At 70.5% G+C, this 23,494-nt stretch carries 18 protein-coding genes; 9 read left to right on the forward strand and 9 right to left on the reverse strand.

All coding sequences use genetic code 11. The annotated features are described in order from the left end of the window. The first annotated feature begins 72 nt into the window (after positions 1–72). Positions 73–2,580 carry a hypothetical protein gene (locus tag ACK2IS_RS04955; RefSeq protein WP_409485038.1) on the forward strand — a complete coding sequence of 836 codons (2,508 nt, stop codon included), beginning with the start codon at positions 73–75 and terminating at the stop codon, positions 2,578–2,580. A 715-nt stretch (positions 2,581–3,295) separates the two neighbouring features. On the opposite strand, the gene ACK2IS_RS04960 is transcribed toward ACK2IS_RS04955, so the two are convergent. Then, a complete protein-coding gene (locus ACK2IS_RS04960) occupies positions 3,296–3,940 on the reverse strand; it encodes a hypothetical protein (protein WP_409485039.1) in 645 nt (214 codons plus the stop codon). Between the two features lie 192 nt (positions 3,941–4,132). Further along, positions 4,133–5,074 (reverse strand): Abi family protein, encoded by a 942-nt coding sequence (locus ACK2IS_RS04965; protein WP_409485040.1) that lies wholly within the window; start codon positions 5,072–5,074, stop codon positions 4,133–4,135. A gap of 357 nt (positions 5,075–5,431) precedes the next feature. On the opposite strand from ACK2IS_RS04965, the gene ACK2IS_RS04970 reads away from it, so the two are divergent. Next, positions 5,432–6,329, forward strand: a protein-coding gene (locus ACK2IS_RS04970; protein WP_409483857.1) for an IS5 family transposase whose coding sequence is annotated in 2 segments (ribosomal slippage) — positions 5,432–5,791 and positions 5,793–6,329 — 897 coding nt in all. Because the reading frame shifts where the segments join, the coding sequence is not laid out codon by codon here. Positions 6,330–6,798: 469 nt separating this feature from the next. On the opposite strand, the gene ACK2IS_RS04975 is transcribed toward ACK2IS_RS04970, so the two are convergent. From ACK2IS_RS04975 to ACK2IS_RS04985, 3 genes are all read right to left on the reverse strand, one after another. Further along, positions 6,799–7,734 carry a hypothetical protein gene (locus ACK2IS_RS04975; RefSeq protein WP_409485041.1) on the reverse strand — a complete coding sequence of 312 codons (936 nt, stop codon included), beginning with the start codon at positions 7,732–7,734 and terminating at the stop codon, positions 6,799–6,801. A 572-nt stretch (positions 7,735–8,306) separates the two neighbouring features. Then, the gene (locus ACK2IS_RS04980) at positions 8,307–9,845 is read right to left on the reverse strand and encodes a hypothetical protein (RefSeq protein ID WP_409485042.1); all 1,539 of its coding nucleotides are present in this window, start codon (positions 9,843–9,845) and stop codon (positions 8,307–8,309) included. 499 nt (positions 9,846–10,344) lie between these two features. Beyond that, positions 10,345–10,779 carry a hypothetical protein gene (locus ACK2IS_RS04985; protein ID WP_409485043.1) on the reverse strand — a complete coding sequence of 145 codons (435 nt, stop codon included), beginning with the start codon at positions 10,777–10,779 and terminating at the stop codon, positions 10,345–10,347. A gap of 36 nt (positions 10,780–10,815) precedes the next feature. Between ACK2IS_RS04985 and purN the strand changes: the two genes are divergently transcribed. From purN to ACK2IS_RS05010, 5 genes are all read left to right on the forward strand, one after another. Further along, positions 10,816–11,442, forward strand: coding sequence for a phosphoribosylglycinamide formyltransferase (gene purN / locus ACK2IS_RS04990; RefSeq protein WP_409485044.1), 627 nt, complete (start codon positions 10,816–10,818; stop codon positions 11,440–11,442). 160 nt (positions 11,443–11,602) lie between these two features. After that, positions 11,603–13,234, forward strand: coding sequence for a bifunctional phosphoribosylaminoimidazolecarboxamide formyltransferase/IMP cyclohydrolase (gene purH / locus ACK2IS_RS04995; RefSeq protein ID WP_409485045.1), 1,632 nt, complete (start codon positions 11,603–11,605; stop codon positions 13,232–13,234). Continuing rightward, positions 13,224–14,240, forward strand: coding sequence for a DMT family transporter (locus ACK2IS_RS05000; RefSeq protein ID WP_409485046.1), 1,017 nt, complete (start codon positions 13,224–13,226; stop codon positions 14,238–14,240). The genes purH and ACK2IS_RS05000 overlap by 11 nt, the downstream gene beginning before the upstream one ends. A 17-nt stretch (positions 14,241–14,257) precedes the next feature. Beyond that, complete coding sequence (locus ACK2IS_RS05005; RefSeq protein ID WP_409485047.1) at positions 14,258–15,127, forward strand: bifunctional methylenetetrahydrofolate dehydrogenase/methenyltetrahydrofolate cyclohydrolase; 870 nt, start codon at positions 14,258–14,260, stop codon at positions 15,125–15,127. Continuing rightward, complete coding sequence (locus ACK2IS_RS05010; protein ID WP_409485048.1) at positions 15,124–15,402, forward strand: DUF3017 domain-containing protein; 279 nt, start codon at positions 15,124–15,126, stop codon at positions 15,400–15,402. The genes ACK2IS_RS05005 and ACK2IS_RS05010 overlap by 4 nt, the downstream gene beginning before the upstream one ends. An 88-nt stretch (positions 15,403–15,490) precedes the next feature. On the opposite strand, the gene ACK2IS_RS05015 is transcribed toward ACK2IS_RS05010, so the two are convergent. The 3 genes from ACK2IS_RS05015 to aqpZ all read right to left on the reverse strand — a co-directional run bounded on the left by ACK2IS_RS05015 (position 15,491) and on the right by aqpZ (position 18,521). Continuing rightward, a complete protein-coding gene (locus ACK2IS_RS05015) occupies positions 15,491–16,456 on the reverse strand; it encodes a hypothetical protein (RefSeq protein WP_409485049.1) in 966 nt (321 codons plus the stop codon). A gap of 157 nt (positions 16,457–16,613) precedes the next feature. Beyond that, complete coding sequence (locus ACK2IS_RS05020) at positions 16,614–17,591, reverse strand: malate dehydrogenase (protein WP_409485050.1); 978 nt, start codon at positions 17,589–17,591, stop codon at positions 16,614–16,616. Positions 17,592–17,723: 132 nt separating this feature from the next. Next, complete coding sequence (aqpZ, locus tag ACK2IS_RS05025) at positions 17,724–18,521, reverse strand: aquaporin Z (protein ID WP_409485051.1); 798 nt, start codon at positions 18,519–18,521, stop codon at positions 17,724–17,726. Between the two features lie 241 nt (positions 18,522–18,762). Between aqpZ and ACK2IS_RS05030 the strand changes: the two genes are divergently transcribed. Beyond that, positions 18,763–19,623 (forward strand): trypsin-like serine peptidase, encoded by an 861-nt coding sequence (locus ACK2IS_RS05030; protein WP_409485052.1) that lies wholly within the window; start codon positions 18,763–18,765, stop codon positions 19,621–19,623. A gap of 232 nt (positions 19,624–19,855) precedes the next feature. Beyond that, complete coding sequence (locus ACK2IS_RS05035) at positions 19,856–22,072, forward strand: NADP-dependent isocitrate dehydrogenase (RefSeq protein WP_409485053.1); 2,217 nt, start codon at positions 19,856–19,858, stop codon at positions 22,070–22,072. 76 nt (positions 22,073–22,148) lie between these two features. On the opposite strand, the gene ACK2IS_RS05040 is transcribed toward ACK2IS_RS05035, so the two are convergent. Continuing rightward, positions 22,149–23,438, reverse strand: a complete 1,290-nt coding sequence (locus ACK2IS_RS05040) for a peptidase C39 family protein (protein WP_409485054.1) — start codon at positions 23,436–23,438, stop codon at positions 22,149–22,151. Positions 23,439–23,494: the final 56 nt, after the last annotated feature.

The raw sequence follows: 23,494 nt of genomic DNA on the forward strand, positions 1-23,494 counted from the left end.
ACCGTCGCGGGCCTTGGGCCGTCTTGTGAAGGTTCGGGACGCGCGTGGGTGTGGTCATGCCAGCATGAGTTCATGACGCGCTTGGAGGGGAAGCAGGAGAACGTGCTGGGGTACGTCTCGGTGGATATGGCCCTGCGGGCTCCGAGGGTGGCTGCGGTCTTCGACGGTGGTCCGGGGTGGGAGGTGCGGGCGCTGGACGGATTGCGCCAGTTCTGTCTGACCTGGGGTGGGGCCGGGTTCGTGCTGGTTCCTCACCACGGGGGGCAGGTCAGCGATCTGCTGCGCGATGCGGTCAGGCTGTACGACCCCGACTACGTGATCGCGCTGACACATCACGACCGAATCGAGCACCTCGCTCAGGCTGAGGCAGGTGACGGTGGTAGCGCACCTGCTGCTCCCGAGATCACGAGGACCCCGCCACAGGCGCGTCCCTCCTCTGGGACGGTCGCGGCGGCCCGCGGGCTCCGGGAGGCCTGTGCGCCCTTGCACGTTAACGTCAGCCAGGGCCAGGACTTCTGGCCGCACTTTCGCCTGATGGACAACGGTCTCCCGGGCAGGACAGCGCTTGCCCTGCCGGCTGTAGGCGAGAAGGTCGTGTCGATGCCTCCTGCCTGGCGTGGGCCCGCGGCTCTCGCAGCGGCTCTTGACATCGGGGTGATCGACGATCTCGAGCCGGCCGGCGCGCCGGTGTCTGACGATGAGGCGGCAAGGGTCGTCGCGGCCATGTGGAATCCCCGCCTGCACGCGTCCCGGCTCCAGTCCGCCCTCGACCAGATTGCGAACGCGGTCGATGACGCCCCTGAGACGACGCCACCGGTCACGGCGGTTGACCGAACCATGGAAGGGCTCACCTGGGTATCCAGGGTTACAACTCCTGCGGAGCGGTTCGAGGTCGTCGCCGGCGCGGAGGCCGACGACTTTGCTCTGGCTATGATCCTCAAGCGCACCACGGGCGGCGCGCTGTGGCTGCACCCCGACTGGTCCCAAGAGACGGACAGCCTCCGCCGAATCAACATCCTCGACGCCTATCTCGACGCCCCTGAATCCACGGGGCAGCTCTATCCCGACTATCGACGGGTGGTCATCAGTTCCATCTCCCTGGACGAGGTGAGCCTGCTTCAGTGCGCTGAGTTCCTCCGCAGCGCCCGCCACCCCTCTCTCGTCGTCAACGGCGTCCCTCTCGAGAACGAGCCGCTGCCGGTGCACCTGGGCACCGCGGGCAGTGCCGTCGAGGCGGCTATCGCTAGTGGCTGCCGGACGCACCTGGCTGATCGGTTCACGTTCGACCGTCGCATCCCCATGCCGGTAGAGGTAATCGAGGACGGGTCCCGCCGTCTTGCAGCTCCTCTGCCGCTGCCGGCAACCGACCTGGGCGAGGTCGGCATGCGGCCGTACTTCGTCGACATCGACGCCCCCGGCCTGAACATTCCCACCAGTTGTGGCCTTGACGCCGGCGATCTCCTCCTGGGCCACCACCTTGAGTGGATGCGTCAGCGCGAGGTGCTGGTCCGGTGCGCGCGAGGCAAGATCTCTTACAGCGTCCACAACTTCGGGCTCGTCCTGGGCGGATCATCCCTGCACCGTCGACTCGTCACCCCGCAGTTCGGACTGCCCACGCTCGAGCAGTGGGTGGCGGCACGAGCCAAGGCCGCGGGTCTGGCAGTGGCCCCGTCGAGCGTCGGGCACAAGACTCGGCTGCTGGAGCGGCTCGCCGGCGGCCGCGGCAGCCTGACGGACATCGTAGACAGCCCGATACGCGCGGCCCTGCATCAGTTCGCGACCCCACCCATGGGTGGGCGCGACAGCTTCCTCGCGGGTGGTGGAATCCGTCTGGACCGGACACGCGCGGTGCTCACATTCACGACGATCGCCTCTCACTGGCCCGAAGACCGACGAGACGAGGCTCGACCCCTCGTTGACCAGCTCGTCGGCTCGGGACTGCTACGCCGAGGGATCCTCCTCAAGTGCCTCCACTGCACCCATCTTGACTTCTACGACATCGACAGCCTGGGCAGCGGTAACCAGTGCACCCGATGCGGTGAGCATGTCCCCCTTACCGCTGACACCTGGAAGAAGCCCGGCCCAGACGGTGAACCCGTCTGGTTCTACGACGCGCATCCCCTCGCCGCCGGCCTCGCCCGGGAACACAGTGATGTTCCCCTCCTGGCAGCGGCCTACCTGCGCTCCCACGCCGAGCAGTACGCCGACACCGGCGAGATCATCTTCTGCGAAGAAGCGGGCAGCCATATCGCGGAGATCGATCTGATCAGCTATGTCGACGGCGAGCTCATCATCGGCGAGGGCAAGTCCACGGCCACGCTGGGCACAGGAAAGACCCGCACCCAAGACCTGCACCGACGCCTAAGAGTATGCGCGCTGCTGGGCGCTGACCAGCTCCTCTTCGCCACCACCGACCCGCAGTGGAGCGACGCCGACATGACCTTAGTCCACGACGAGATCACGAAGTGGCAGTGGGGCGCCCACACGCCACCCCGCCCCCGCTTCATCAGCGATCTCGGATCGCCCGAAGGCCCCACCGACCTATGCTCCATCACCGTCCCGCTGTCCAGAGCGCCCTGATCCAGTGGAACTCGTCCGAGAGCATGTCGTGCCAGACCATGATTCTTCTCCATCTTGTTCTGTCAATAGCGAGCTTTTCTCACCAGGCGACCGCGGCGCCGCGCACACAGCGTCGTGACCTGGCGCAACGGACATCGGTCCGGCTTGGGGAAGCGGCGCGAACCAGAGCGATGCACCGTGGGATTTTCATGTCGGATCGCGAAAGTTCAGAGTACGGCCCCGCTACGGCCGTTAATTTCCTGGTAAGAAAGACTCGCTGGGTCAAGGAGTTTTTTATTTCGACCTCTGACCTGCGGAAACGTCTCCCAGGTTCACGGCGGAAACACCCCCTGTGGCCTGCGGCGCTACGAGTGATACCTCTCTGGCCTGAACACTTCTGGTCGAGCAATATGAATGAGACTCAGAGTGTTGTGTCTCGGTGTGAGGTGATCTCCGCGCATCGTCGAGAGTATTCGCTGGGTGTTAGTGATCCTAGTCCTGGGAATATTCCTGTCTTGTCGGCGTTGAATCCGACGGCTTGGCTTGCGAAGTCTTCTTCGAACCCAAACCAGGAGATCATGACGTGCATCGGATCGTCACCGTCGATCAGCCCGGGGTGACCTGGGTGGATGGATCCCCCTTGGGGCCCCACTGACAGAGGCTCGCCTAGCAACTCTACGGCTTGTCCTCGGTGCACCTGATCTAGTCTCAGGTGCTCGATGCGATCCGCCACTACTTACACCACCTTCTTCAGCCATGCCGGACATGCCCCGTCATGCCCTTCGCAGTAAGACGTAATTACGCCCTTGGGGAGGTAGGGCGGCTTCTCGTTGAAGTTCACGACAGTTCTGACCCACTGCCTTTCGATGACCTTGCAGACGACGATGGGTCCCACCTTTCGACACTTCGCCCTGTTGAAAACAGTGCGCATCGCACCGTTGTCTTCATGCTCAAATCGGGCGGTTGCGAACCTGGTCGTCCTCTCGTTCAAGTTGTGCTTCCGAGTAATTTTCTCCAGGCCCCACCCACGGTCCGACAGGAGGGAGTATTCGCCGATGCGGAGAACCACATTTCGCCCACGCTTGTCCTTCCACTGGGCGACGATATTATATCGCTTATCTGCGGCCAGCTCGGGAGAGGCGTCGGGCTCCCCGGCGGGGATCAGCGTCTCGTCTGCGTTGCCTGGGGCTTCCAGGACGTCCACCCCGGCCTGAGCCAATGCCTTCGAGTCTATTTCTCCCGAGTCGTCGGTTCTTACCTCGCCGGTGAAGACGACTTCAAAACCGTCGGAAGCCTCCGAAAGTGTGTGGGTGTGGGCTTGTGATCCGAGCGCAGGAGAAAGCGTCAGAAGTAATGCGGAAAGGGCGGGAATGGTTGACATGTCGAGCCTCCATGCGAGACGTTCGACCCCGATCGGGGTGCATCTGAGACGTTACTCGCTGGGTAGTCTTGTCGCAGTGAGGTGAATCGTCTCTGTGCAGGGAGGGGCAGTTTTGAGCCGGGTCCTCAGAACAGTCCAGGACGGCTACTTGAACTTCGGCTGGTCCTTCCACACGGGCAGGTCCTGCCACCCTTAAGGGACGCCCATATCTGTGTGGAGCTCGATGCCGGGTAGCTCGGGGAACTTGGACAACCGTTCCCGGACGTGGATCGGCCATCGTGAGGTGGGGTCGATGTGTCTCGTGAGGTACGCCATCAGCAGGAGCTGGGCGTACATGTAGTTGTGCTTGAGGCTGGCCCAGCCGTCCAGCATCGGGCCGGCGTCGTAGATCTTGGCGCGCGGCGTCGAGATGGCTGGCCGGTTCCACAGGCGTCCGTGGTGAGCCGCGGTGTTTCTGGTGTTGCTGCAGGCCAGCAGGACGGGGTGGAGAGTGGCGCCGGTCTTGAAGCCCATGGCTCGGGCGATCTCGTTGCGATCGTCGTCGTGCAGGAGGTCGTACAGCCGGATGGCTGCCCCGAAGTCCAAGAACTCCACGGCGACCCATACGGGCAGCTTGTCCGGCCCGTACTTCTGGCTGTTGTAGAGGACGAACGGCTCAAGACGGGCCCGCTGGCGCAACTCCTCGTACCTGGCGAGCCACCGTTCGAAGGCCCGGCGCTTCTGTCCCTGGACGGTCCGTGGCTTGTTGCACCGCTGCTGGTCGAGCGACGCCTCGTTGAGGTGGCCGAAGGTATCGCGGCGGCCCAGCACGTAGGCGAGTTGTGCGCGTAGCCCGACCTCGATCACCTCGGCGCCGTCGAGGACCAGCAGGCGCAGCCGCCGGTCGAACTCCCACAAGTCACGGACGTGGTCGATGGACGCGCCCTCGACCAGATCTTCGGACCGGGTGTGGCCCTTCTCTCGCGCGCCCGCAGGAAGGAGGACGCGGAAGGGGTAGACGTAGGCGCTGAGCCGGTAGTACCCCACGGTGCGAAGCAGCCTGACTGCTGCGGCCTCGTCAGGGACGGCCAGCCCTCGCTCCCGCAGCCTGTCCACCTGCTCGTTGTACGTCAGGTGCGGCTTCGTGTACTCCACGTATGTCTTCGGGTGCTTCACGTAGGTCTCTTCTCCAACAAAAAACCGGCCCTTGCCTCGTTGCCGAGGTAGAGGGGCCGGTGTGTATGACCCTGACTGTAGGGCATGAAGACACCAGAGCGTGAACTGAACCGCGGAAGATCGCCTCGTCGCGGTCAAGAGCCACTGCTTGGGTGAGGGGCAGCTGCTGCTGGCGCCCGGATGCTACTGCTGCTGGGTCGGCCCCAACGCGATCAGGCCGGGGCCCCTCCACATGCCTACACCATGTCGGCCAACGCGCCCCCGGCCCGACGGGGGTCGGTGGGGTTAGGGCGTGTCTCCCAAAGGTGAGCGTGGTGACACGCGATTGTCGGTGTCATGTCGCGGATGCAGGTGCTCTCGGATAGCGAGTGGGAGCTGATCGAGCCGTTCATGCCGTGCGCGGACGGAAAGCGGGGCAGGCGGTTTCGTGACCACCGGACCGTGGTCGAGGGGATCATCTACCGGTACCGGACCGGGATCGCGTGGCGGGACCTGCCGGGCGAGTTCGGGCCCTGGCAGACCGTGTGGAAGCGACACCGCCGGTTCGCCGGTGACGGGACCTGGGACCGGGTGCTGACGGCTCTGCTGGCCCGTGCGGACGCGGCGGGGGTCATCGACTGGGACGTCGCGGTCGACTCCACCATCACCCGCGCCCACCAGCACGCGACGAACACCACCCGCCTCGCGGGGGGATCGGTCGAATCACAAGAATCAGCGGATCGAGCCGGCTGACCACGCCATCGGCAGGTCACGCGGCGGGCTGTCGACCAAGGTCCACCAGCTGTGCGACGGCCAGGGCCGCCCGATCGTGGTGCTGCTCGGTCCCGGTCAGGGCAGCGACAGCCGGATGTTCACCAACCTGCTCGACGCCGTACGGGTCCCGCGCCCAGGCCCGGGCCGCCCACGCACGACACCGGACGCGGTCATGGCCGACAAGGCCTACTCCAGTCGAGCCCACCGCGCGCTGCTCCGGCGGCGCGGGATCACCACCGCGATCGCCGAGCCCCGCGACCAACGCGCCAACCGCACACGCCGCGGGTCCAAGGGCGGACGGCCCCCGAAGACCGACCCTGGCCTGTACGCCAAACGCCACGTCGTCGAGAACAGCTTCCAACAGCTCAAGCAATGGCGCGCCATCGCCACCCGCTACGACAAGCTCGCCCTCACCTACCGCGCCGCCATCCTCCTACGCGCCATCACCCTCTGGCTACCAGCATTAAGAGACACGCCCTAGTCACCGGCGGGTCGCACGAGGGCGGGGTCGAGCCACTGGGCGACGACGACCGGGTCGGGGCCGTCGTCGACGACGTAGGTGACTCGGGGTTGCCATGCCCCGGTCGGGGTGCGTCGCCAGGCCAGGACCAGGCCTGCGTGGGGTGGTCCGGTGCCGGTGGTGGGCGCGACCCAGCAGTGCCGCCGCCGGCGAGGCGGCGCCGGATGCTTCGTTGGTGGTGCTGGCGGTGTTGGTGGGGCGTGCGGCCAGGGGTGTGCCGGGGCGTGCTGGTGGCTGGTCGTGGGTGGGCATGCCCCTTGCTGGGCTCCTGGGTGGGGTGGGGTCGGGAAGGAGCCGGCAGGGTATCGCGGTGCTTGCCGTGGCCGCGGGGCTGGTCATGCCGCTGGTCAACCCACTATGGGGCTCTCCTCGGGGCGCCTTGGGGGTAGGTCTCGCCCTCGCGCGCGCAGGACGGGCGAGCGGGTGGTGGTCAGCCGAGCATGGACGCCACCGCTGCGAGCTGCTGCATGAGCCCCATGCCGTGCTCGGCGATCCACGGGAGGGTGGCGTTCGCGGCCAGGGTCGCTGAGGCCTGCGTGACCGCGGTCTTGATGTCGTCGACCGTGCTGGTGGCCCGCGGGTCGGAGGCCTCGGCCAGGGCCGTGGAGACGGCCTCGCGGGCGACCTGCGGCGCGTCGGCGGGCAGCCCGTCCAGGATCTGCTGCAGCTCGTCGACCACGGCCTGCCGCTGCTCGGTGGTGACCGTGATGGTCGTCTGCGAGGCGTGCTGGCGGGTGTGGTGGCTGCCGGTGGCGACGGCGACGCCGTTCATGTCACGGCCGACGGTGATATGGCTGGTGATCGAGGGGGGCATCATCGGGTCTCCGGTCAGTTGCTCATGGATGGGTCGGTCGCTCCACAGGACCTGCTTCCCGCGGGAAGTGGATTTGAGGTTGAACCGGGCGTTGAAACCCTCATCTGCCTTGATCAGGCCACTGTCGACGAGGTACTGCTCAGCCTGCTCGATCTCGTGCTCGGCGAAGCGCTCCCCGAAGGCGGTGGCAGCGGGGTCCTCGAGGAAGTCGCTGGACTGCAACCGGCCGTGGGGGCTGCTGCTGATCCAGGTCAGCAGGGCGCGGGCGACGGCCTCGTGGCGGTCGGGTCCGTTCGGGCCCCGCGATTCCTGGATCAGCTTGGCGACCCGGTGTCCCAGCGCGGTCAGGCCTCGCTCTCCTGACAGGACCGCGGGCCCGACGAGCCCGAGGTCGGCGAGCGTCGATCCTGCGTCGATGGCCTCGTCCTCGCTGCCGGCCAGGTGGGCAAGGTCCTGCTGGCCGACGTTGCCGCCCATCTCGGCCATGCCGGCGACCACGTCCACCAGCCCCGCGTCCCGTACCTGCGCGAGCACCTGATGCTCACGACCCATGAAAACCCCTCACTTCCAACGTGTCTCAGGACCCCCGGCCGGGGACCCTCTCACCGTGACAGACGCCACTGCCCTACCCGCCGGTTCCACGTTCCGTAGACCATTCGTCACGTCATGTCAGGCGCAGCTATGACCTATGTGCCATAGATGCACTGAGGTTTTCTCGCCAGGAGATGGGCTGCGGTAGCGGGGCGGGATCCTGACCTGCCGGGACGCAACACGAAGGCCGCACCGTGCACCGCCTCGTCCGCACCACCCCATCGGACCGACCTGATGACCGTCGCGCCAGGTCACAGCGCCGCCTCCGCGGCACCTCAGCCGCCTGGTGAGAAAACCTCACTATCTGCATCAGGTGACCTAAGTGACCTGGATGGTCAGGTGATGTGTCGCCCACGCAGCCACCGTGGAGCACCGGGCCGGGGTCATGGACGTCGCGTAGTGCTGCTCGCGCGGGTGTTGCTGGCCGTCGCCTGGGGCCCGACGCGGTGGGGCCTGCTTGGTGAGGTGAAAGATGACGGTGGGGGTGCTCGAGTCTTGGCTTGAGCACCTCCACCGTCTCTGCCTCGAGTGGGTTAGTTGGTTGGTGGGAGTAGGTAGACCTGTTGGTGGCCGTCGGTTTGGTGGCGGATGCCGATGCCGGCTGGGGTGTCGGTCTCGGGGGCCCCGGTCCCGGGGGTGTGGGTCGTCCTGGGCAGGGCTGGTCCGACTTGTGCGGGTCGTCCTGCGACGGTTCCCAGGGCGCGGTCGATGCCGACGAAGGTGGTGGTCCAGGCTCCGAGGTCTTCGGCGCGTCCGCCCTTGACGTCGATCATGGTGCGCCCGAGGATCCCCCAGGTCCGGGCCGGTGAGGGGGTCCAGGTCAGCTGGGTCTGCTTCTTCGGGTCGCTGATCTGCAGGGGGGCGCGGAAGGACAGCCATACCGAGGAGGCGTCGTCGTGGTAGACCGCGGCGTGGGTCTTGCCCTGGGCGTCGGTGGGCCAGATCGTCAGGATCGACCCACCCACGTAGCTGGCGATGACCGGTCTGGCCGTGGGTGCGGTCTGGGCGGGGTCGGGGACCTCCAGGGGAGTGGGCCGGCTGGGGGCCTGCCCGGGGGTCAGGTGCCACCAGCCCGCGCTGCTCGCGGCGGTGACCCGCCCGTCGGCTCGGGCGGCCAGTGCCAGCGCCCCGGCGGGGACCATGGTGCGTCGGAGCCGGTCCTGGTCGTCGATGACGGCGACGCTGGAGGCGTCCATGCCGATCAGGGGGCCGTCACCCAGGTAGGACACCGCGCCCTGGACGGGTAGGTCCACCTGGTGGGGGCGGCCGTCGTCGCGGGACCACCAGCACAGGTGGTCACCGAGGTGGATCGCGACCGCGGGCGTCCCGGCCACGGTCGTCGCGGCCAGGACCCCGCGTGGCACGCCGTCGGGCAGGTCACGGGTCCAGGCGACGTCACCGCTCTGGGCGTCCACGGCGACGACCTTCCGGTCGGCGGTGACGAAGAACGCCCGGTCGCCGGCACCGACGACCGGGCCGGCGCCGGGAAGCAGCGCCGGGGTGACCCACCGCGCCTGAGCGGTGAACCCGCCCGGCGCCGTGCCCGGGTAGACACCCGAGCCCATGCTCACGGTCGTGGCCGGGTCGTTCCTGGTCAAGGTGGTCACCGCGAACACCAGGGCAGCGACCAGGAACGCCGCCACGCCCGCGATCAGCAGCGCCGACCCGCGCCCCGGCCGGGCCGCCACCGGCGACGCGCCCAGACGGGAAGCACCCCGCCAGGAGACACGAGGCAGGCCTGTCCCGAGGCTTGCCTTCCAGGCCGGGGGTCGCCATCGAGACCGTTCGGCCGCGGGTGTGGGTGGCAGCTCGGCGCGGACCTGGCCTGTCGCGGACACGATCAGGGGCCACTGGCCGCCTTCGTCCTCGTCGCAGATCACCGCGGTGATCTCGCGGGGGTCGCCCTGGCCGCGCGCCGACGCGATCCGGGCGACTTGCACGAGCGCGGCGTCCTTGACCGACTGGCCCATGGCCGCCATCACCGGCACGTCGTCGACCAGGGCTTCCTGACGGCCCGAGGGGCCCATGCGCAGCACCACCCGCACGGGCCCCTCGGTCGTGGCCGGGCTCATCACAGAGCCTTGTTGTAGACGTCTATCCCCGGCAGGCGAGGGATCGGCCGCCGACAGCGCCTCGTAGGCCAGGCGGCCGTCACGACCGGCCCGGGCGGCGAACCCGACCATGTTCGTCACGAACGCCCGCTGGGCCGCGGCCGAGACCGGACGAGCCGACAGGCTCCACCGCAGCGAGACCGCTTCTGGTGCCGGGACGCGAACCCCTCGATGACATGACGCTCCGGCATCCACCCCGGAGGCGCCATCACCCGCCGCTGGGCCTGTCCGTTCTCCTGCACGACCTCCACGTCAGGAGTCCTCTTCGTCGTGGCCGGCAGGTGCTGAACGGGAGGCGTGGCTGCGTAGGGTTCGGCGAGGGCCCTGGTGGCAGCGCGCCGGCCGAGCGCAGGACCGCGATGACGCCCTGGAGCAGGCGCCGTCGAAGCGCCTGCCTCGTGCCGGGACGGCACCGTCATCGGGACGGGCCGTGTGCGCCACCGCCGCGGGCAGGCCTGGGTCAGGCCAGCCCGAGCACCCGGGAGAACCACGCCGGCGTCGACCGACCGAGGGCGGTGTCGCAGAGGGCTTGCGCCTGATAGGTGTTCGCGGCCTTGCTGCACGAGGACCAGCTCGCGACCTGGCCGGGATACATCGCCTGGAGCGAGCCTGCCCACAGCAGGTAGCCCGCGAAGGACACGGCCACGAGGTGCCAGGCCGCCCAGCCCCAGCGTCCCGCCCGCGCCTGCCAGGTGGTCGCCAGCAGGGCCAGGACGAGCCCGCCCAGGGCGGTCACCAGGGCCAGCAGGGACCAGGGGTGGGGCAGCGAGGACATCAGCACGGCCAGCAGCACGAGGGTCGTGGCACGCTGGCCGGCGGCCAGGGCGCGGCGGGTCTGCGGGGAGTCCCGGGGCAGGTCTCGCGGGGCGGGGCGGTCGTGGCGTTCGGCAGGCACGGCCCCATCTTCCCCCATCCGGCTAGGGTGCTGTCCGTGAGTGACGCTCCCGTGACCTCTCCCCTGTCCGTCGTGGTGCTCGTTTCCGGGTCGGGGACGCTGCTGCAGGCCCTGCTGGACGCGAGCGCGGACCCGACGCTCGGCGCGCGGATCGTCGCGGTGGGCGCCGACCGGGACGGGATCGCCGGGCTGCAGAGGGCGCGACGGGCGGGCGTCCCGACCTTCGTCGTCCGGCCCGGGGACTTCACCGACCGCGCCTCCTGGGACGTCGCTCTCGCCGACGAGATCGGGCGCCACGTCCCGGATCTCGTGGTGAGCGCCGGCTTCATGCGGATCCTGGGGGAGCGCGTGCTCGCCGGCCCTCCGGTCATCAACACGCACCCGGCGCTGCTGCCCAGCTTTCCGGGCGCGCACGGTGTCCGCGACGCCCTTGCCCACGGCGTCGCGATCACCGGCACCACCTGCCACCTCGTCGACGCCGGGGTCGACACCGGCCCGATCATCACCCAGCGCGCGGTCGCCGTCGCCGACGACGACACCGAGGACACCCTTCACGAACGCATCAAGGTCGCCGAGCGCGAGATGCTCGTCGACGTCGTGGGTCGGATGGCGCGGGGCGGGTGGCGGGTCGACGGACGGCGGGTCCGGCTGGGCACGGCGTGAGCCGTCCGACCACCCCTTCCCGGCATACCCACCATCCCCGCACCGCGGCTAGGCTGACCGCACACGACTGGCGCAGGTGGGCCACCACCAGGGAGTGACCGGCGTGGGCATCGGCCGCCTGGGTGCCCCGCGAGACCACCACCGCACTCAGGAGCGATCCATGTCTGGCACCGATCTCGGGCGTCGACCCGTCCGCCGAGCCCTCATCTCCGTCTACGACAAGACCGGCCTGGAGGACCTCGTCCGGGGCCTGCACGACGCGGGCGTCGAGCTGGTCTCCACCGGCGGGTCCGCCCGCCTGATCGGGGACCTCGGGCTGCCGGTGACCCCGGTCGAGGAGCTGACCGGCTTCCCCGAGTGCCTCGAGGGGCGCGTCAAGACCCTCCACCCGCGGGTGCACGCCGGGATCCTCGCCGACACCCGCAAGGACGACCACCTGCGCCAGCTCGCCGAGCTCGAGGTCGCACCCTTCGAGCTCGTGGTGGTCAACCTCTACCCCTTCACCGCGACGGTGGCCTCCGGGGCCTGCGCCGACGAGTGCATCGAGCAGATCGACATCGGTGGCCCCTCGATGGTCCGCGCGGCGGCCAAGAACCACCCCAGCGTCGCCGTCGTGGTCGACCCCACGCGCTACGCCGACGTGCTGGCGGCGGTGCGGGACGGCGGCTTCACGCTCGACGAGCGCACGGTGCTGGCGGCGCAGGCCTTCGCGCACACCGCGGCGTACGACGTGGCGGTCGCGTCCTGGATGGCCGAGCGCTACGTGCCGGTCCCCGAGGGGGAGCGGGGCGGCTTCCCGGGCTTCACCGGCCAGACCTGGACCAAGGTCGATGACCTGCGGTACGGCGAGAACCCCCACCAGCACGCCGCGCTCTACCGCGGCGAGGGATCCGGGGTCGCCTCCGCCGAGCTGCTGCACGGCAAGGCGATGTCCTTCAACAACTACGTCGACACCGACGCCGCGGTCCGCGCCGCCCACGACCACGGTCGGCTGCCGGCCGTGGCCATCGTCAAGCACGCCAACCCCTGCGGGATCGCCGTGGGCCGCCCCGGCGACGACATCGCCGAGGTGCACCGGCGAGCCCACGAGTGCGACCCGCTGTCGGCCTTCGGGGGCGTCATCGCCACCAACCAGACCGTCACCCGGGCCATGGCCGAGACCGTCAAGGACATCTTCACCGAGGTCGTGGCCGCCCCCGACTTCGAGCCCGAGGCGCTGGAGATCCTGCGGCAGAAGAAGAACATCCGGCTGCTGCGCCTGCCCGCCGACGTGCGCGCCGACGTGACGCTGGAGATGCGGCCCATCTCCGGCGGGCTGCTCGTCCAGGAGACCGACCGGATCGACGCGGTCGTCGAGCCGGGCGAGGACGACAAGCCCACCGCCGGGCACGGGGACGCCCCCCTGCACTGGACCCTCGTCGCCGGTCCGTCCGCCGACGACCAGACCCTGGTGGACCTCGACTTCGCGTGGAAGGCCGTGCGCGCCGTCAGGTCCAACGCGATCCTGCTCGCCAAGGACGCCGCGTCCGTGGGCATCGGGATGGGTCAGGTCAACCGGGTCGACTCCTGCCGCCTCGCGGTCGAGCGGGCCGGGAGCGAGCGGGCCCAGGGCGCGGTCGCGGCCTCCGATGCCTTCTTCCCCTTCGCCGACGGCCCGCAGATCCTGCTCGACGCGGGCGTGCGGGCGATCGTCGCCCCGGGCGGGTCGATGCGTGACGACGAGACCATCGCCGCGTGCGAGCGCGCCGGGGTGACGTTGTACTTCACCGGGACCCGCCACTTTGCCCACTGACGAGCCCGCGGTCGCCGCGGTCGCCGCGGCGACCGGCGACCGGGCACCCCGCGAGGGGCGCCCGGTCGTGGCGCTGTCGGCCGCCGCGGCCCTGCTCGTGGGCGCCCTCGCGTCCGTCCAGTCCCGGGCCAACGCCGAGCTCGCCGGGACCTTCGGGTCCGCGGTCGACGCCGCCCTGTGGAGCTTCGTGTCCGGGTGGGTGCTGCTCCTGCTCCTCGCGCTGACGCGCCCCGGCGTGCGCGCGGGCCTGCGGCGCGTGGCGCGCGGGGTGCGGACCGGGCGGATGCGCCTGTGGACCACCCTCGGCGGTCTGCTCGGGGCCTTCTTCGTCGCCGTGCAGTCCTCCTCGGTGCCCACGCTGGGCGTCGCGCTGTTCACCGTCGCGATCGTCGGCGGGCAGACCGCCAACGCCCTGGTCGTCGACCGGCTCGGCCTCGGCCCCGCAGGACGGGTGCCGGTGTCCGCGTGGCGGGTGGCCGCGGCGTCGCTCACCTTCGTGGGGGTCGGGGTGGCGGCCCTGGCCAGGGGAGGGGCGCACGGGGCCTCCGACATACCTCTGCTGCCCCTGGTGCTCACCCTGATGGCCGGTGCCGGCATGGCCGTTCAGCAGGCGATCAACGGCCGGGTCAACGCGCTCAGCCGGGACGTGCTAGCCACGACCACCATCAACTTCACCTGGGGCCTGCTCGCCCTCGCCGGCTGGGGCGCGGTCCTCGCCGCCCGGGGGCAGCTGCACCCGCCGCACACCTGGCGGGCGCCGTGGTGGGCCTTCGTGGGTGGCGTCCTCGGCCTCGTCTTCGTCGGGGTGGGGGCCGTGGTCGTGCGGCACCTCGGCGTGCTCGTCGCCGCGCTGATGACCCTCACCGGACAGCTCCTCTCGGCGGTCCTGCTCGATCTGCTGACCCCGGCCACGCGCGGCCAGGTGGGACCGCAGCTGCTGCTCGGCGTGGGCCTGACGCTGCTCGCCGCGCTAGGGGCGGGGGTGACGGCGCAGCGCCGGCGGTGAGTGGCAAGATGACAGGCGTGACTGCGACACTCCTCGACGGCAAGGCCACGCTGGCCACCATCAAGTCCGAGCTCAAGGAGCGCGTGGCCGCGCTCAAGGAGCAGGGCATCACCCCCGGTCTGGGCACCGTCCTCGTGGGCGACGACCCGGCGAGCACCTGGTATGTCGGTGCCAAGCACAAGGACTGCGCCGAGGTCGGCATCGCCTCGATCCAGCGTCACCTGCCGGCCACCGCCACCCAGGCCGAGGTCGAGGCGGTCGTGGACGAGCTCAACGCCGACCCGGGATGCACCGGCTTCCTCGTGCAGCAGCCCACCGGTCTGGACGACACCGCGATCCTGGCCCGCGTCGACCCGGCCAAGGACGTGGACGGGCTCAACCCCGTCAACCTCGGCAACCTCGTCCTCGGCGTTCCCGCCCCGCTGCCCTGCACCCCGATGGGCGTCGTCGAGCTCTGCCGGCGCTACGACGTCCCGCTGAAGGGCGCCGAGGTCGTCGTGATCGGCCGCGGCATCACCGTGGGCCGTCCGCTCGGGCTGATCCTCACCCGCAAGTCCGAGAACGCCACCGTCACCCTGTGCCACACCGGCACCCGCGACCTGGCCGCCCACACCCGGCGGGCCGACATCGTCGTCGCCGCCGCGGGCGTCCACAACATCCTGACCGCCGACATGGTCAAGCCGGGCGCCGCGGTCTTCGACGTGGGTGTGTCCCGCGTGACGGGCGAGGACGGCAGGTCCAAGGTCGCGGGCGACATCCACCCCGACGTCATGGAGGTCGCCGGCTGGATGACCCCCAACCCCGGCGGCGTCGGCCCGATGACCCGCGCCCTGCTGCTGAGCAACATCGTCGAGTCCGCCGAGCGCTCGGCCCGCGGGCGCGCGTGACCTCGATTGGGCTGGGGCGCCTGGGCCTGTGGTGGCTGCTGGGGCTTGGCTGCGTGGCCGCCCTGGTGGTCCTCGCGCTCGGGGCGCCCCGGCTCGGCGGCAACATCCTGGCTGCGTCGTTCGTGGGAGCTGCGCTCCTGCGGCTCGTGCTGCCCACCGCCCTGGTGGGCGGTCTGGCGATCCGTCCGCGGGCCCTGGACGTGGTCATGTACCTCGCCTTCGCCCTGGTGGTGCTGGTCGGCGCCAACGCCGTCAACTGGCACCCCCCGCGCTGACCTACCGGCGGTAGTCGGGTCCGCCGGGGATCGTGGTGCAGGCGAGTCCGACCACCCCCGGCAGGTATGGCGATCCCAGGGACGCGGCTCAGCACGCCCGTCGGCGCCCGCGAAGCTGCGGGGTGGGTCGGTGCAGCGCGTCCCCGGCCTCCCGCTCGACCAGCGCCCGCAGCCCGGCGTCGTCCAGCCGGAAGTCGTCGAAGGTGAGGTGCACCAGCGTCAGGCCGATCGCGGCGCAGTCTCGGTCCCTGCGGCGCTGGCGGCGGATGCGGTCGCTTCGCAGAGAGCCGTCGTCGGTGAGGTACTTGGTCGTCCCGTCCAGCTCGATGCCCGTCGCCGTACCCTCGACCAACCAGTCCAGCCGGTAGGCGCCACCGGGGGTCTCGCACCAGACCTGCGACACGAGCCGGAACCCCGCCCGGGACAGACGGTAGCGGGCCTTGCTCTCGCCAGGGTTCTCGGCGAGCGGGTCCGTCCATCGTGGCAGGGTCGTGACCGCACGGATCCCGCGCCGCCCCGACCGACGGGCCAGCGCGTCCCCGAGATCGTCCTCGGTGACCAGCCCTCGCGCGAGTGCCGCGTCGGCAGCTGCCACACCGACCGACATGCCCGCGTGCAACGCATACTCCGCGACAGCCGCGGCCGGGCGAAGCACCGGGACGTCGTCGAGCACGTCCTGCGGCTCGACGTGGGACCGGACGATCACCCGCGACGTGGTCGAGCCGTGGGCCGGGGGCGGCTGCCCGTCCGCCCCGGCGCGGCGGGTGACGAGCACCCGGTGGAGGTCCCTGTCGTCGACCGGGAGGTCGTGCCACAAGCAGGCGCTCGGCCCGGAGGTGACCCACGCGCCCTGCTGGTCCAGGTGGGTCGCGACGACCGTCTCCCGGTGCAGCTCCCGCAGGGCCGGGGTCGGGCCGGCCGCGAACCACCCGCGCAGGACGCGATGGCACACCCCGGAGCGGACGGCCTCGGCGAGCGTGTCCCGGGTCCACCCGAGGGCGTAGGCCTGCTGGGTCGAGAAGACGGGTTCTGGGGGAAGCGGTGGTCGCGTCATACCTCGACGGTGCCGCTGGGGGAGCAGCCCGCGACAGGGCCCGCGCCGCCCCTGTGGACGACGCGGGCCCGGTCGCGGCAACGTGTGGAAAACCTGCCCCCGGTGGTCGGATCCGCCTGGTCGACGAAGCGCGGCGGACCCGACCACCGGCGGTAGGTCAGATGAGGCCGAGCTCCTTGACCTGGTCGCGCTCGGACTCGAGGCGGGCGGCGGAGGCCAGGATGCGCTCCTTGGAGAAGTCGTTGAGCTCGATGCCCTGGACGATCTCGTACTTCCCGTCGCGGACCCGGCAGGGGAAGGAGGAGATGATGCCCTCGGGCACGCCGTAGGAGCCGTCGGACGGGACCGACATGGAGACGATCTCCTCGGTGCCGAGCATCCAGTCGCGCATGTGGTCGATGGTGGCGTTGGCGGCGGAGGCGGCCGAGGAGGCGCCACGGGCCTTGATGATCGCGCCGCCGCGGGTGGCCACGGTGGGGATGTACTCGCCGGTGATCCAGGCCTCGTCCACCAGGTCCGTCGCGGCCTTGCCGTTGACGTGGGTGTTGAACAGGTCGGGGTACATCGAGTCGTCGTGGTTGCCCCAGATCGCCAGGTCCTTGATCTCGTCGACCGTGACGCCGAGCTTCTTGGCCAGCATCGACTTGGCGCGGTTGTGGTCCAGGCGGGTCAGCGCGTTGAACTGCTCCGGGGCCATGTCGGGCGCGTTCTTCATGGCGATGAGGGCGTTGGTGTTGGCCGGGTTGCCGGTGACCAGGACCTTGGCCTTGGGGGCGACCTTGTTGAGCGCGGCGCCCTGGCCGGTGAAGATCTTGCCGTTGGCGGCGAGAAGGTCCGCGCGGTCCATGCCCTCCTTGCGGGGCATGGCGCCCACGAGCATGGCGCAGTCGACGTCCGCGAAGATCTCCTCGGGGTCGTCACCGATGACGACCTTGGCCAGCGTCGGAAAGGCGCAGTCGTCCAGCTCCATGACGACGCCCTCGAGGGCCTTGAGGGCGGGGGTGATCTCGAGCAGACGCAGCTCGACCGGGGTGTCCTTGCCCAGGAGCTCACCGCTGGCGATGCGGAAGAGGAGGCTGTAGCCGATCTGGCCGGCGGCGCCGGTGACGGCGACCTTGACGGGGGTAGCGCTCACGAGAGAGTCCTTCACGCTCGAAGACTGGTGGATGTTCTCGAACCTATCAGCCACCCGCAGACGCCTCACCCCGGGTGGGCCTGGGGCGTGCCAGGACCGTCCAGGGTGCGGGAGGGGTATGCCGAGAAGCCGTCAGACGCGGCGGGTGGCCCCCTCGGTGGCCGCGGCGGCAGCGCGCTCGGCCTCGCCGGCCAGGTCCAGGTGCGAGCGGTCGACGCCGGTCAGCGCGGCGTAGGTCACCCCGGCGACGACGGCGCCGAGGATCGGCGCCACCCAGAACAGCCACTGCTGGGCGACGACCTCACCGCCCTGGAAGAACGCGACGGCGGTGCTGCGGGCGGGGTTGACCGAGGTGTTGGACACCGGGATCGAGACCAGGTGGATCAGCGTCAGCCCCAGGCCGATGGCGATCGGCGCGAAGCCCGTGGTGGCCCGGTCGTCGGTGGCCCCGAGGATGACGTAGAGGAAGAACATGGTGCACAGCAGCTCGCAGAGGAAGACCGCCGTCATCGAGTAGCCGCCGGGGGACTGGGTGCCGTAGCCGTTGGCGGCGAAGCCCTTGCCGGCGTCGAAGCCTGGCCGGCCGGAGGCGATCGCGTAGAGCGCACCGCCGGCGACGAGGCCGGCGACGACCTGGGTGAGGACGTAGGGCAGGACGTCCTTGACCTCGAAGCGGCGGGCCGCGGTCAGGCCGAGGGTGACGGCCGGGTTGAAGTGGCCACCGGAGACGTGGCCGACGGCATATGCCATCGTCAGGACGGTCAGCCCGAAGGCCAGGGCCACCCCCACGAATCCGATGCCCATGTCGACGGGGTCGGTCTTGTGCATGACGTGGGCGGCGAGGATCGCGCTGCCGCAGCCGCCGAAGACGAGCCAGAAGGTGCCGAGGAACTCGGCGCCGAGGCGATGGGCGAGGGTAGGACGTGGCACGGTGCTGCTCCTGAGGACGGGGATGGCGGGGCCCGGACGCGAGATGGGGGTGCCGGGGCTGGACGCGCCCGAATCCCCGCAGGCGGCGCGGGAGCTCGGTCGGGTGGCTGGTCGATCCTGACACGCTGCCTGGGACGTCGTCCGGGCTTTTGTCAGATTGCTCCCTGCCTTTGTTCCCCCTTTCGACTTAACAATCGACCACCCATGCCACTGAGTGTGATCAAACAATCACCTTGGTCTCATGGTTGTCCTCTCCCTCTCGATCGTGGCGCGCGTCGCGGCGGCGGTGGCTCTCGCCGGGGTTCCGGTGGTGGCTCCGGCCGCCGGACGGACCCCCGCCGGTGCCCGGGCCGCCGTCCCCGCGGCTCCTGCAGCGGGCTCCCGGCCCGTCACGGCCGTCGCCATGCCCCAGGCGCGGCCCCCCGTGGGCCTCCGGCCTGCGGTCGCTGCCGTCTGGGTGTCACCCACCGCCTCTCGGCACACCTGCTCCGCCGCCGTGCTCGACGCCCCCGGCGGCAGCCTGGTCGTCACGGCCGCGCACTGCACCGGCGGCCGCGGCACCAACCTGAGGATCACCCCGGGCTACGAGAGCGGGCGGCGTCCCTACGGCACCTGGGCGGTCGTGGCGACCTACGTCGACCCGGCGTGGCAGGCCGGTGCCGACCCCCGTCGCGACCTGGCCGTCCTGCGCGTGGCTCCCCAGACGATCGGGGGCGTCCGACGCACCATCGCCTCGGTGGTCGGAGGCTACCGGCTGGGCCGGGCGGCCCCCTACGCCACCCCGATCCACGGCTATGGCTATCGCGCCGGGGCGGGGGACCGTCCGGTGGGGTGCGTCAACCGGGAGAGCCTCGCCTGGGGCTACCCCACTCTCGTCTGCGGCGGTATGACGGGAGGCGTGAGCGGCGGCCCCCTCGTGGTCGCCCGGCCCACCGGTCACCACCTGGTCACGGGCGTGATCGGGGGCCTGCACGAGGGCGGCTGCACGGACGCCGTGTCCTACTCCTCGCCCTTCGGCGCCTGGAGCGACGCCCTGCTGGCGCGAGCGGTGCGCGGTGGCCCCGGGGACGTGGTCCGGCGGGCGCGGGGGAGCGGGTGCTGAGCACCTGGTGACCGCCGCGGGGTGGCCCCGCAGGAGCGGCGGCACACCGCCTCCGTAGGATGAACCGGGACGCCCGCACCGCGGCCGGCACCTCGTCGCACGTCGGGACCGAGCACCCCGTCGGACCTGGCCCGCGCCGATATCTCGACGTTGAGATAACCTGGCCGCGGCCCGTGAGCGCCGCCCTGGTGACCCGCCAGGACCCGCGACACCGACGACTTTGGAGAGTCTCATGACGTCACAGAAGATTGTGTGGACGAAGATCGACGAGGCGCCGGCCCTCGCGACCTACTCCCTCCTGCCGATCGTGCAGGCCTTCACCCGCGCCGGCGGTGTCGAGGTCGAGACCAAGGACATCTCCCTGTCCGGCCGCATCCTGGCGCAGTTCCCGGACCGGCTCACGGCCGAGCAGCGGGTCGACGACAACCTCACGGCGCTGGGCGAGCTCGCCCAGACCCCCGAGGCCAACATCATCAAGCTGCCCAACATCTCCGCCTCCGTGCCGCAGCTCAAGGCCGCGATCACGGAGCTGCAGGACAAGGGCTACGACATCCCCGACTACCCCGAGACGGCGACGACCGACGCGGACGAGGACGTCCAGGGCCGCTACGCCAAGGTCCTGGGCTCGGCCGTCAACCCGGTGCTGCGCGAGGGCAACTCGGACCGCCGCGCGCCCCTGTCGGTCAAGCGCTTCGCCCAGTCCCACCCGCACCGCCTCGGAGCCTGGAGCGCGGACAACAAGGCCGCCGTGGCCTGCATGGACGAGGGCGACTTCTACGGCAACGAGAAGTCCGTGGTCATGGACCACGACGCCGCGCTGCGCATCGAGCTCGTCTCGGAGCAGGGCACCACGGTGCTCAAGGAGGACCTGGCGGTCACCGACGGCGAGATCGTCGACGGCACCTTCATGAGCGCCCGTGCGCTGCGTGCCTTTTTCGCCGCGCAGATGGAGGCCGCGAAGGCCGCCGACCTGCTGCTGTCGGTGCACCTCAAGGCCACGATGATGAAGGTCTCCGACCCGGTGATGTTCGGCCACGCGGTGACGACCTTCTTCGAGCCGGTCTTCACCAAGCACGCCGACATCTTCCGCGAGCTGGGGGTCAACCCCAACCTCGGCCTCGGCGACCTCACCGCGCGGCTGGCCTCCCTGCCGGCGGACGAGCGCGCCCAGATCGAGGCCGACATCCAGTCGGTGTATGCCGAGCGTCCGGCCCTGGCCATGGTCGACTCCGACAAGGGCATCACCAACCTGCACGCCCCCAACGACATCATCATCGACGCCTCGATGCCGGTGGTCGTCCGGGACTCCGGCACGATGTGGAACGCCGAGGGCAGGCAGCAGCAGACCCTGGCCCTGGTCCCCGACCGTTCCTACGCGCGGATGTACGCCCAGGTGTTCGACGACATGCGGGCCCACGGCGCCCTCGACCCGGCCACGATGGGCGACGTGCCCAACGTCGGGCTGATGGCCCAGAAGGCCGAGGAGTACGGCTCGCACCCGACCACCTTCGTCGTCGAGTCCGCCGGCACCGTGCGGGTCCTCGACGGGCAGACCGTGCTCATGGAGCACCAGGTCGAGGCCGGCGACATCTGGCGGATGTCCCGCGTCAAGGACGTCCCGGTCCAGGACTGGGTCAAGCTCGCGGTGACCCGCGCCCGCGCCACCGGCGCCCCGGCCGTGTTCTACCTCGACAAGGAGCGCGCGCACGACCGTCACGTCATCGCCAAGGTCGAGAAGTACCTCCCGCAGCACGACACCGAGGGGCTGACCTTCGAGATCCTGCCGCCGGCCGAGGCGATCCAGCTGTGCCTGGACCGGATCCGCAAGGGCGAGGACACCATCTCGGTGACCGGCAACGTGCTGCGCGACTACCTCACCGACCTGTTCCCGATCCTCGAGCTCGGCACCTCCGCCAAGATGCTGTCGATCGTCCCGCTGCTCAACGGCGGTGGGCTCTTCGAGACCGGGGCCGGCGGCTCGGCCCCCAAGCACGTCCAGCAGTTCGTCGCCGAGGACTACCTGCGTTGGGACTCGCTGGGTGAGTTCTCCGCGCTCGGCGCCTCGCTGGAGCACCTGGCCTCGCACTACGACAACGCCAGGGCGCAGGTCCTCGCGGACGCCCTGGACGTGGCCATCGGCCGCTTCCTGGAGGAGAACCGCTCCCCGGCGCGCAAGGTCGGTCAGATCGACAACCGCGGCTCGCACTACTACCTGGCGTCCTACTGGGCCCGCGCCCTCGCCGACCAGGACCAGGACGCCGAGCTCAAGGCGACCTTCGCCCCGGTCGCCGAGCAGCTGGAGGCCAAGGAGACCCAGATCACCGAGGAGCTGATCGCCGTTCAGGGCAAGCCCGTGGACCTCGGCGGCTACTACAAGGTCGACGACGAGCTGGCCACCGCGGCCATGCGTCCGAGCGCCACGCTCAACGCCGTCATCGACGCCCTCTGAGGTCGCGCCGCCCGGCGGCACGCGCGAGCGCCCGCCCCTGCCGAGGACCGGGAGGGGCGGGCGCCGTCGTCCGGGGTCACCAGTTGCGCTGCGCGGGGGGCGTCGGCAGCGGCCGCGAGCCGGGGTGCAGCACGTAGGTCGTGCCGCCCGAGCGTGCCCAGGCGTTCTCCAGCTGGGCGCGGGCGTAGGTCTTGCGCACCCGGGCGTTGGACGCGACCATCCCGGACGCCGGGTCGTTGACCACGACGTCGCCGGCGGCGTCGAAGCCGGCGATGACCATCAGGTGCCCGTTGGTCCCGAAGCCGGCGCCGGTCAGCTGGGTGCGGGTGAACGACGTGGAGATCGCCAGCGGGATCCCGGCGGCGACGAACCGCTCCGCCTCGGCGAGCGAGCGCAGGCGGGTGACGAAGGCGTCCAGGCCGCGGACCCCGGCATAGGCCGTGTTGAAGGCCCAGTTGCCGGAGCCGTCGTAGGCGTGGTCGAAGACCTTGCCGACGACGTGGTCGACCTGGGGGTTGGTGTGCGGGGTGGGGCGCACCCAGGCGGTCTCGGTGGTCGAGGGGCCCACCCGCCAGTAGTCGAGGAGCATCGCCAGGGAGGTGGCCGAGCACCAGGCCTCGCCGCCGCCGTTCCAGGCGGGATAGTGCCCCGCGTGGACCATCTGGCTGTAGGCCGGGACGGGCAGCACCGTGCCCCGGCCGATCCCGACGGGGGAGACGGGGACGGTGACGGTCGAGCCGGTGGGGACGGCGGACGCCATGACGTTGGCCGCCGTGAGCGACGGCGTCGCCGTGGTCCCGGCGGGGCGGTAGAGCGTGACCATCAGGCGCCAGGCCTTGAAGGCGTAGCCGGGTCGGGCCTTGAGGGTGTCCGTGGCCACGGTGGCGTAGGTGTCGGACTGCCCGTTCACCGTCATCCGCGAGGGGGACCCGCCGGTCATGTCGGACCAGCGGCCGAGGGAGAACCACCGGGTGGTGCGGCCGGTGGTGGTGAGGGCCTGGACCCACACCGAGACGAAGGAGCCGCCCGGGGTCAGGGCGCGCCAGGAGGGGACGAGCTGGGTGAAGGCGAAGGGGATCGGCGACCAGCTGGTGGACCAGGAGCCGTGGTCGTAGGCCCGGGTGGTGCGGGCGCCGTAGGGGTCGGTGTAGGTCGTGCGTCCGGCGGGGCGGCCGAGGACGACCGCGCCGGTGGCGTAGCGCGTCCCGGCGTGGGTGCCGCCCGCCAGCGCGGCGCCGGTGCAGCGCCACAGCTGGACGTTGCGGGCCGCGGCGGCGTCGGCGGAGGTGGTAGGGAGGGCGAGGGCGGCGCCGGCCGCGCCGGCGCCGGCGAGCACGGCCCGACGGGTGGGGGAGGAGTCGGTCATGCCCGGACGCTATTACCAACAGTAATCACTGGTAACAAAGAGTGCGGAAACTTCCC

The sequence above is a fragment of the Arsenicicoccus dermatophilus genome (assembly GCF_046267915.1).
GTDB classification, from domain to species: Bacteria; Actinomycetota; Actinomycetes; order Actinomycetales; family Dermatophilaceae; genus Arsenicicoccus; species Arsenicicoccus dermatophilus_A.

Excerpts from the sequence above, each read along its gene's own strand:
- ACK2IS_RS04955 (WP_409485038.1), top strand. The coding sequence starts at position 73 with ATGACGCGCTTGGAGGGGAAGCAGGAGAACGTGCTGGGGTACGTCTCG.
- ACK2IS_RS04960 (WP_409485039.1), bottom strand. The coding sequence starts at position 3,940 with ATGTCAACCATTCCCGCCCTTTCCGCATTACTTCTGACGCTTTCTCCT.
- ACK2IS_RS04975 (WP_409485041.1), bottom strand. The coding sequence starts at position 7,734 with ATGGGTCGTGAGCATCAGGTGCTCGCGCAGGTACGGGACGCGGGGCTG.
- ACK2IS_RS04980 (WP_409485042.1), bottom strand. The coding sequence starts at position 9,845 with ATGAGCCCGGCCACGACCGAGGGGCCCGTGCGGGTGGTGCTGCGCATG.
- purH (WP_409485045.1), top strand. The coding sequence starts at position 11,603 with ATGTCTGGCACCGATCTCGGGCGTCGACCCGTCCGCCGAGCCCTCATC.
- ACK2IS_RS05015 (WP_409485049.1), bottom strand. The coding sequence starts at position 16,456 with ATGACGCGACCACCGCTTCCCCCAGAACCCGTCTTCTCGACCCAGCAG.
- ACK2IS_RS05030 (WP_409485052.1), top strand. The coding sequence starts at position 18,763 with ATGGTTGTCCTCTCCCTCTCGATCGTGGCGCGCGTCGCGGCGGCGGTG.
- ACK2IS_RS05035 (WP_409485053.1), top strand. The coding sequence starts at position 19,856 with ATGACGTCACAGAAGATTGTGTGGACGAAGATCGACGAGGCGCCGGCC.
- ACK2IS_RS05040 (WP_409485054.1), bottom strand. The coding sequence starts at position 23,438 with ATGACCGACTCCTCCCCCACCCGTCGGGCCGTGCTCGCCGGCGCCGGC.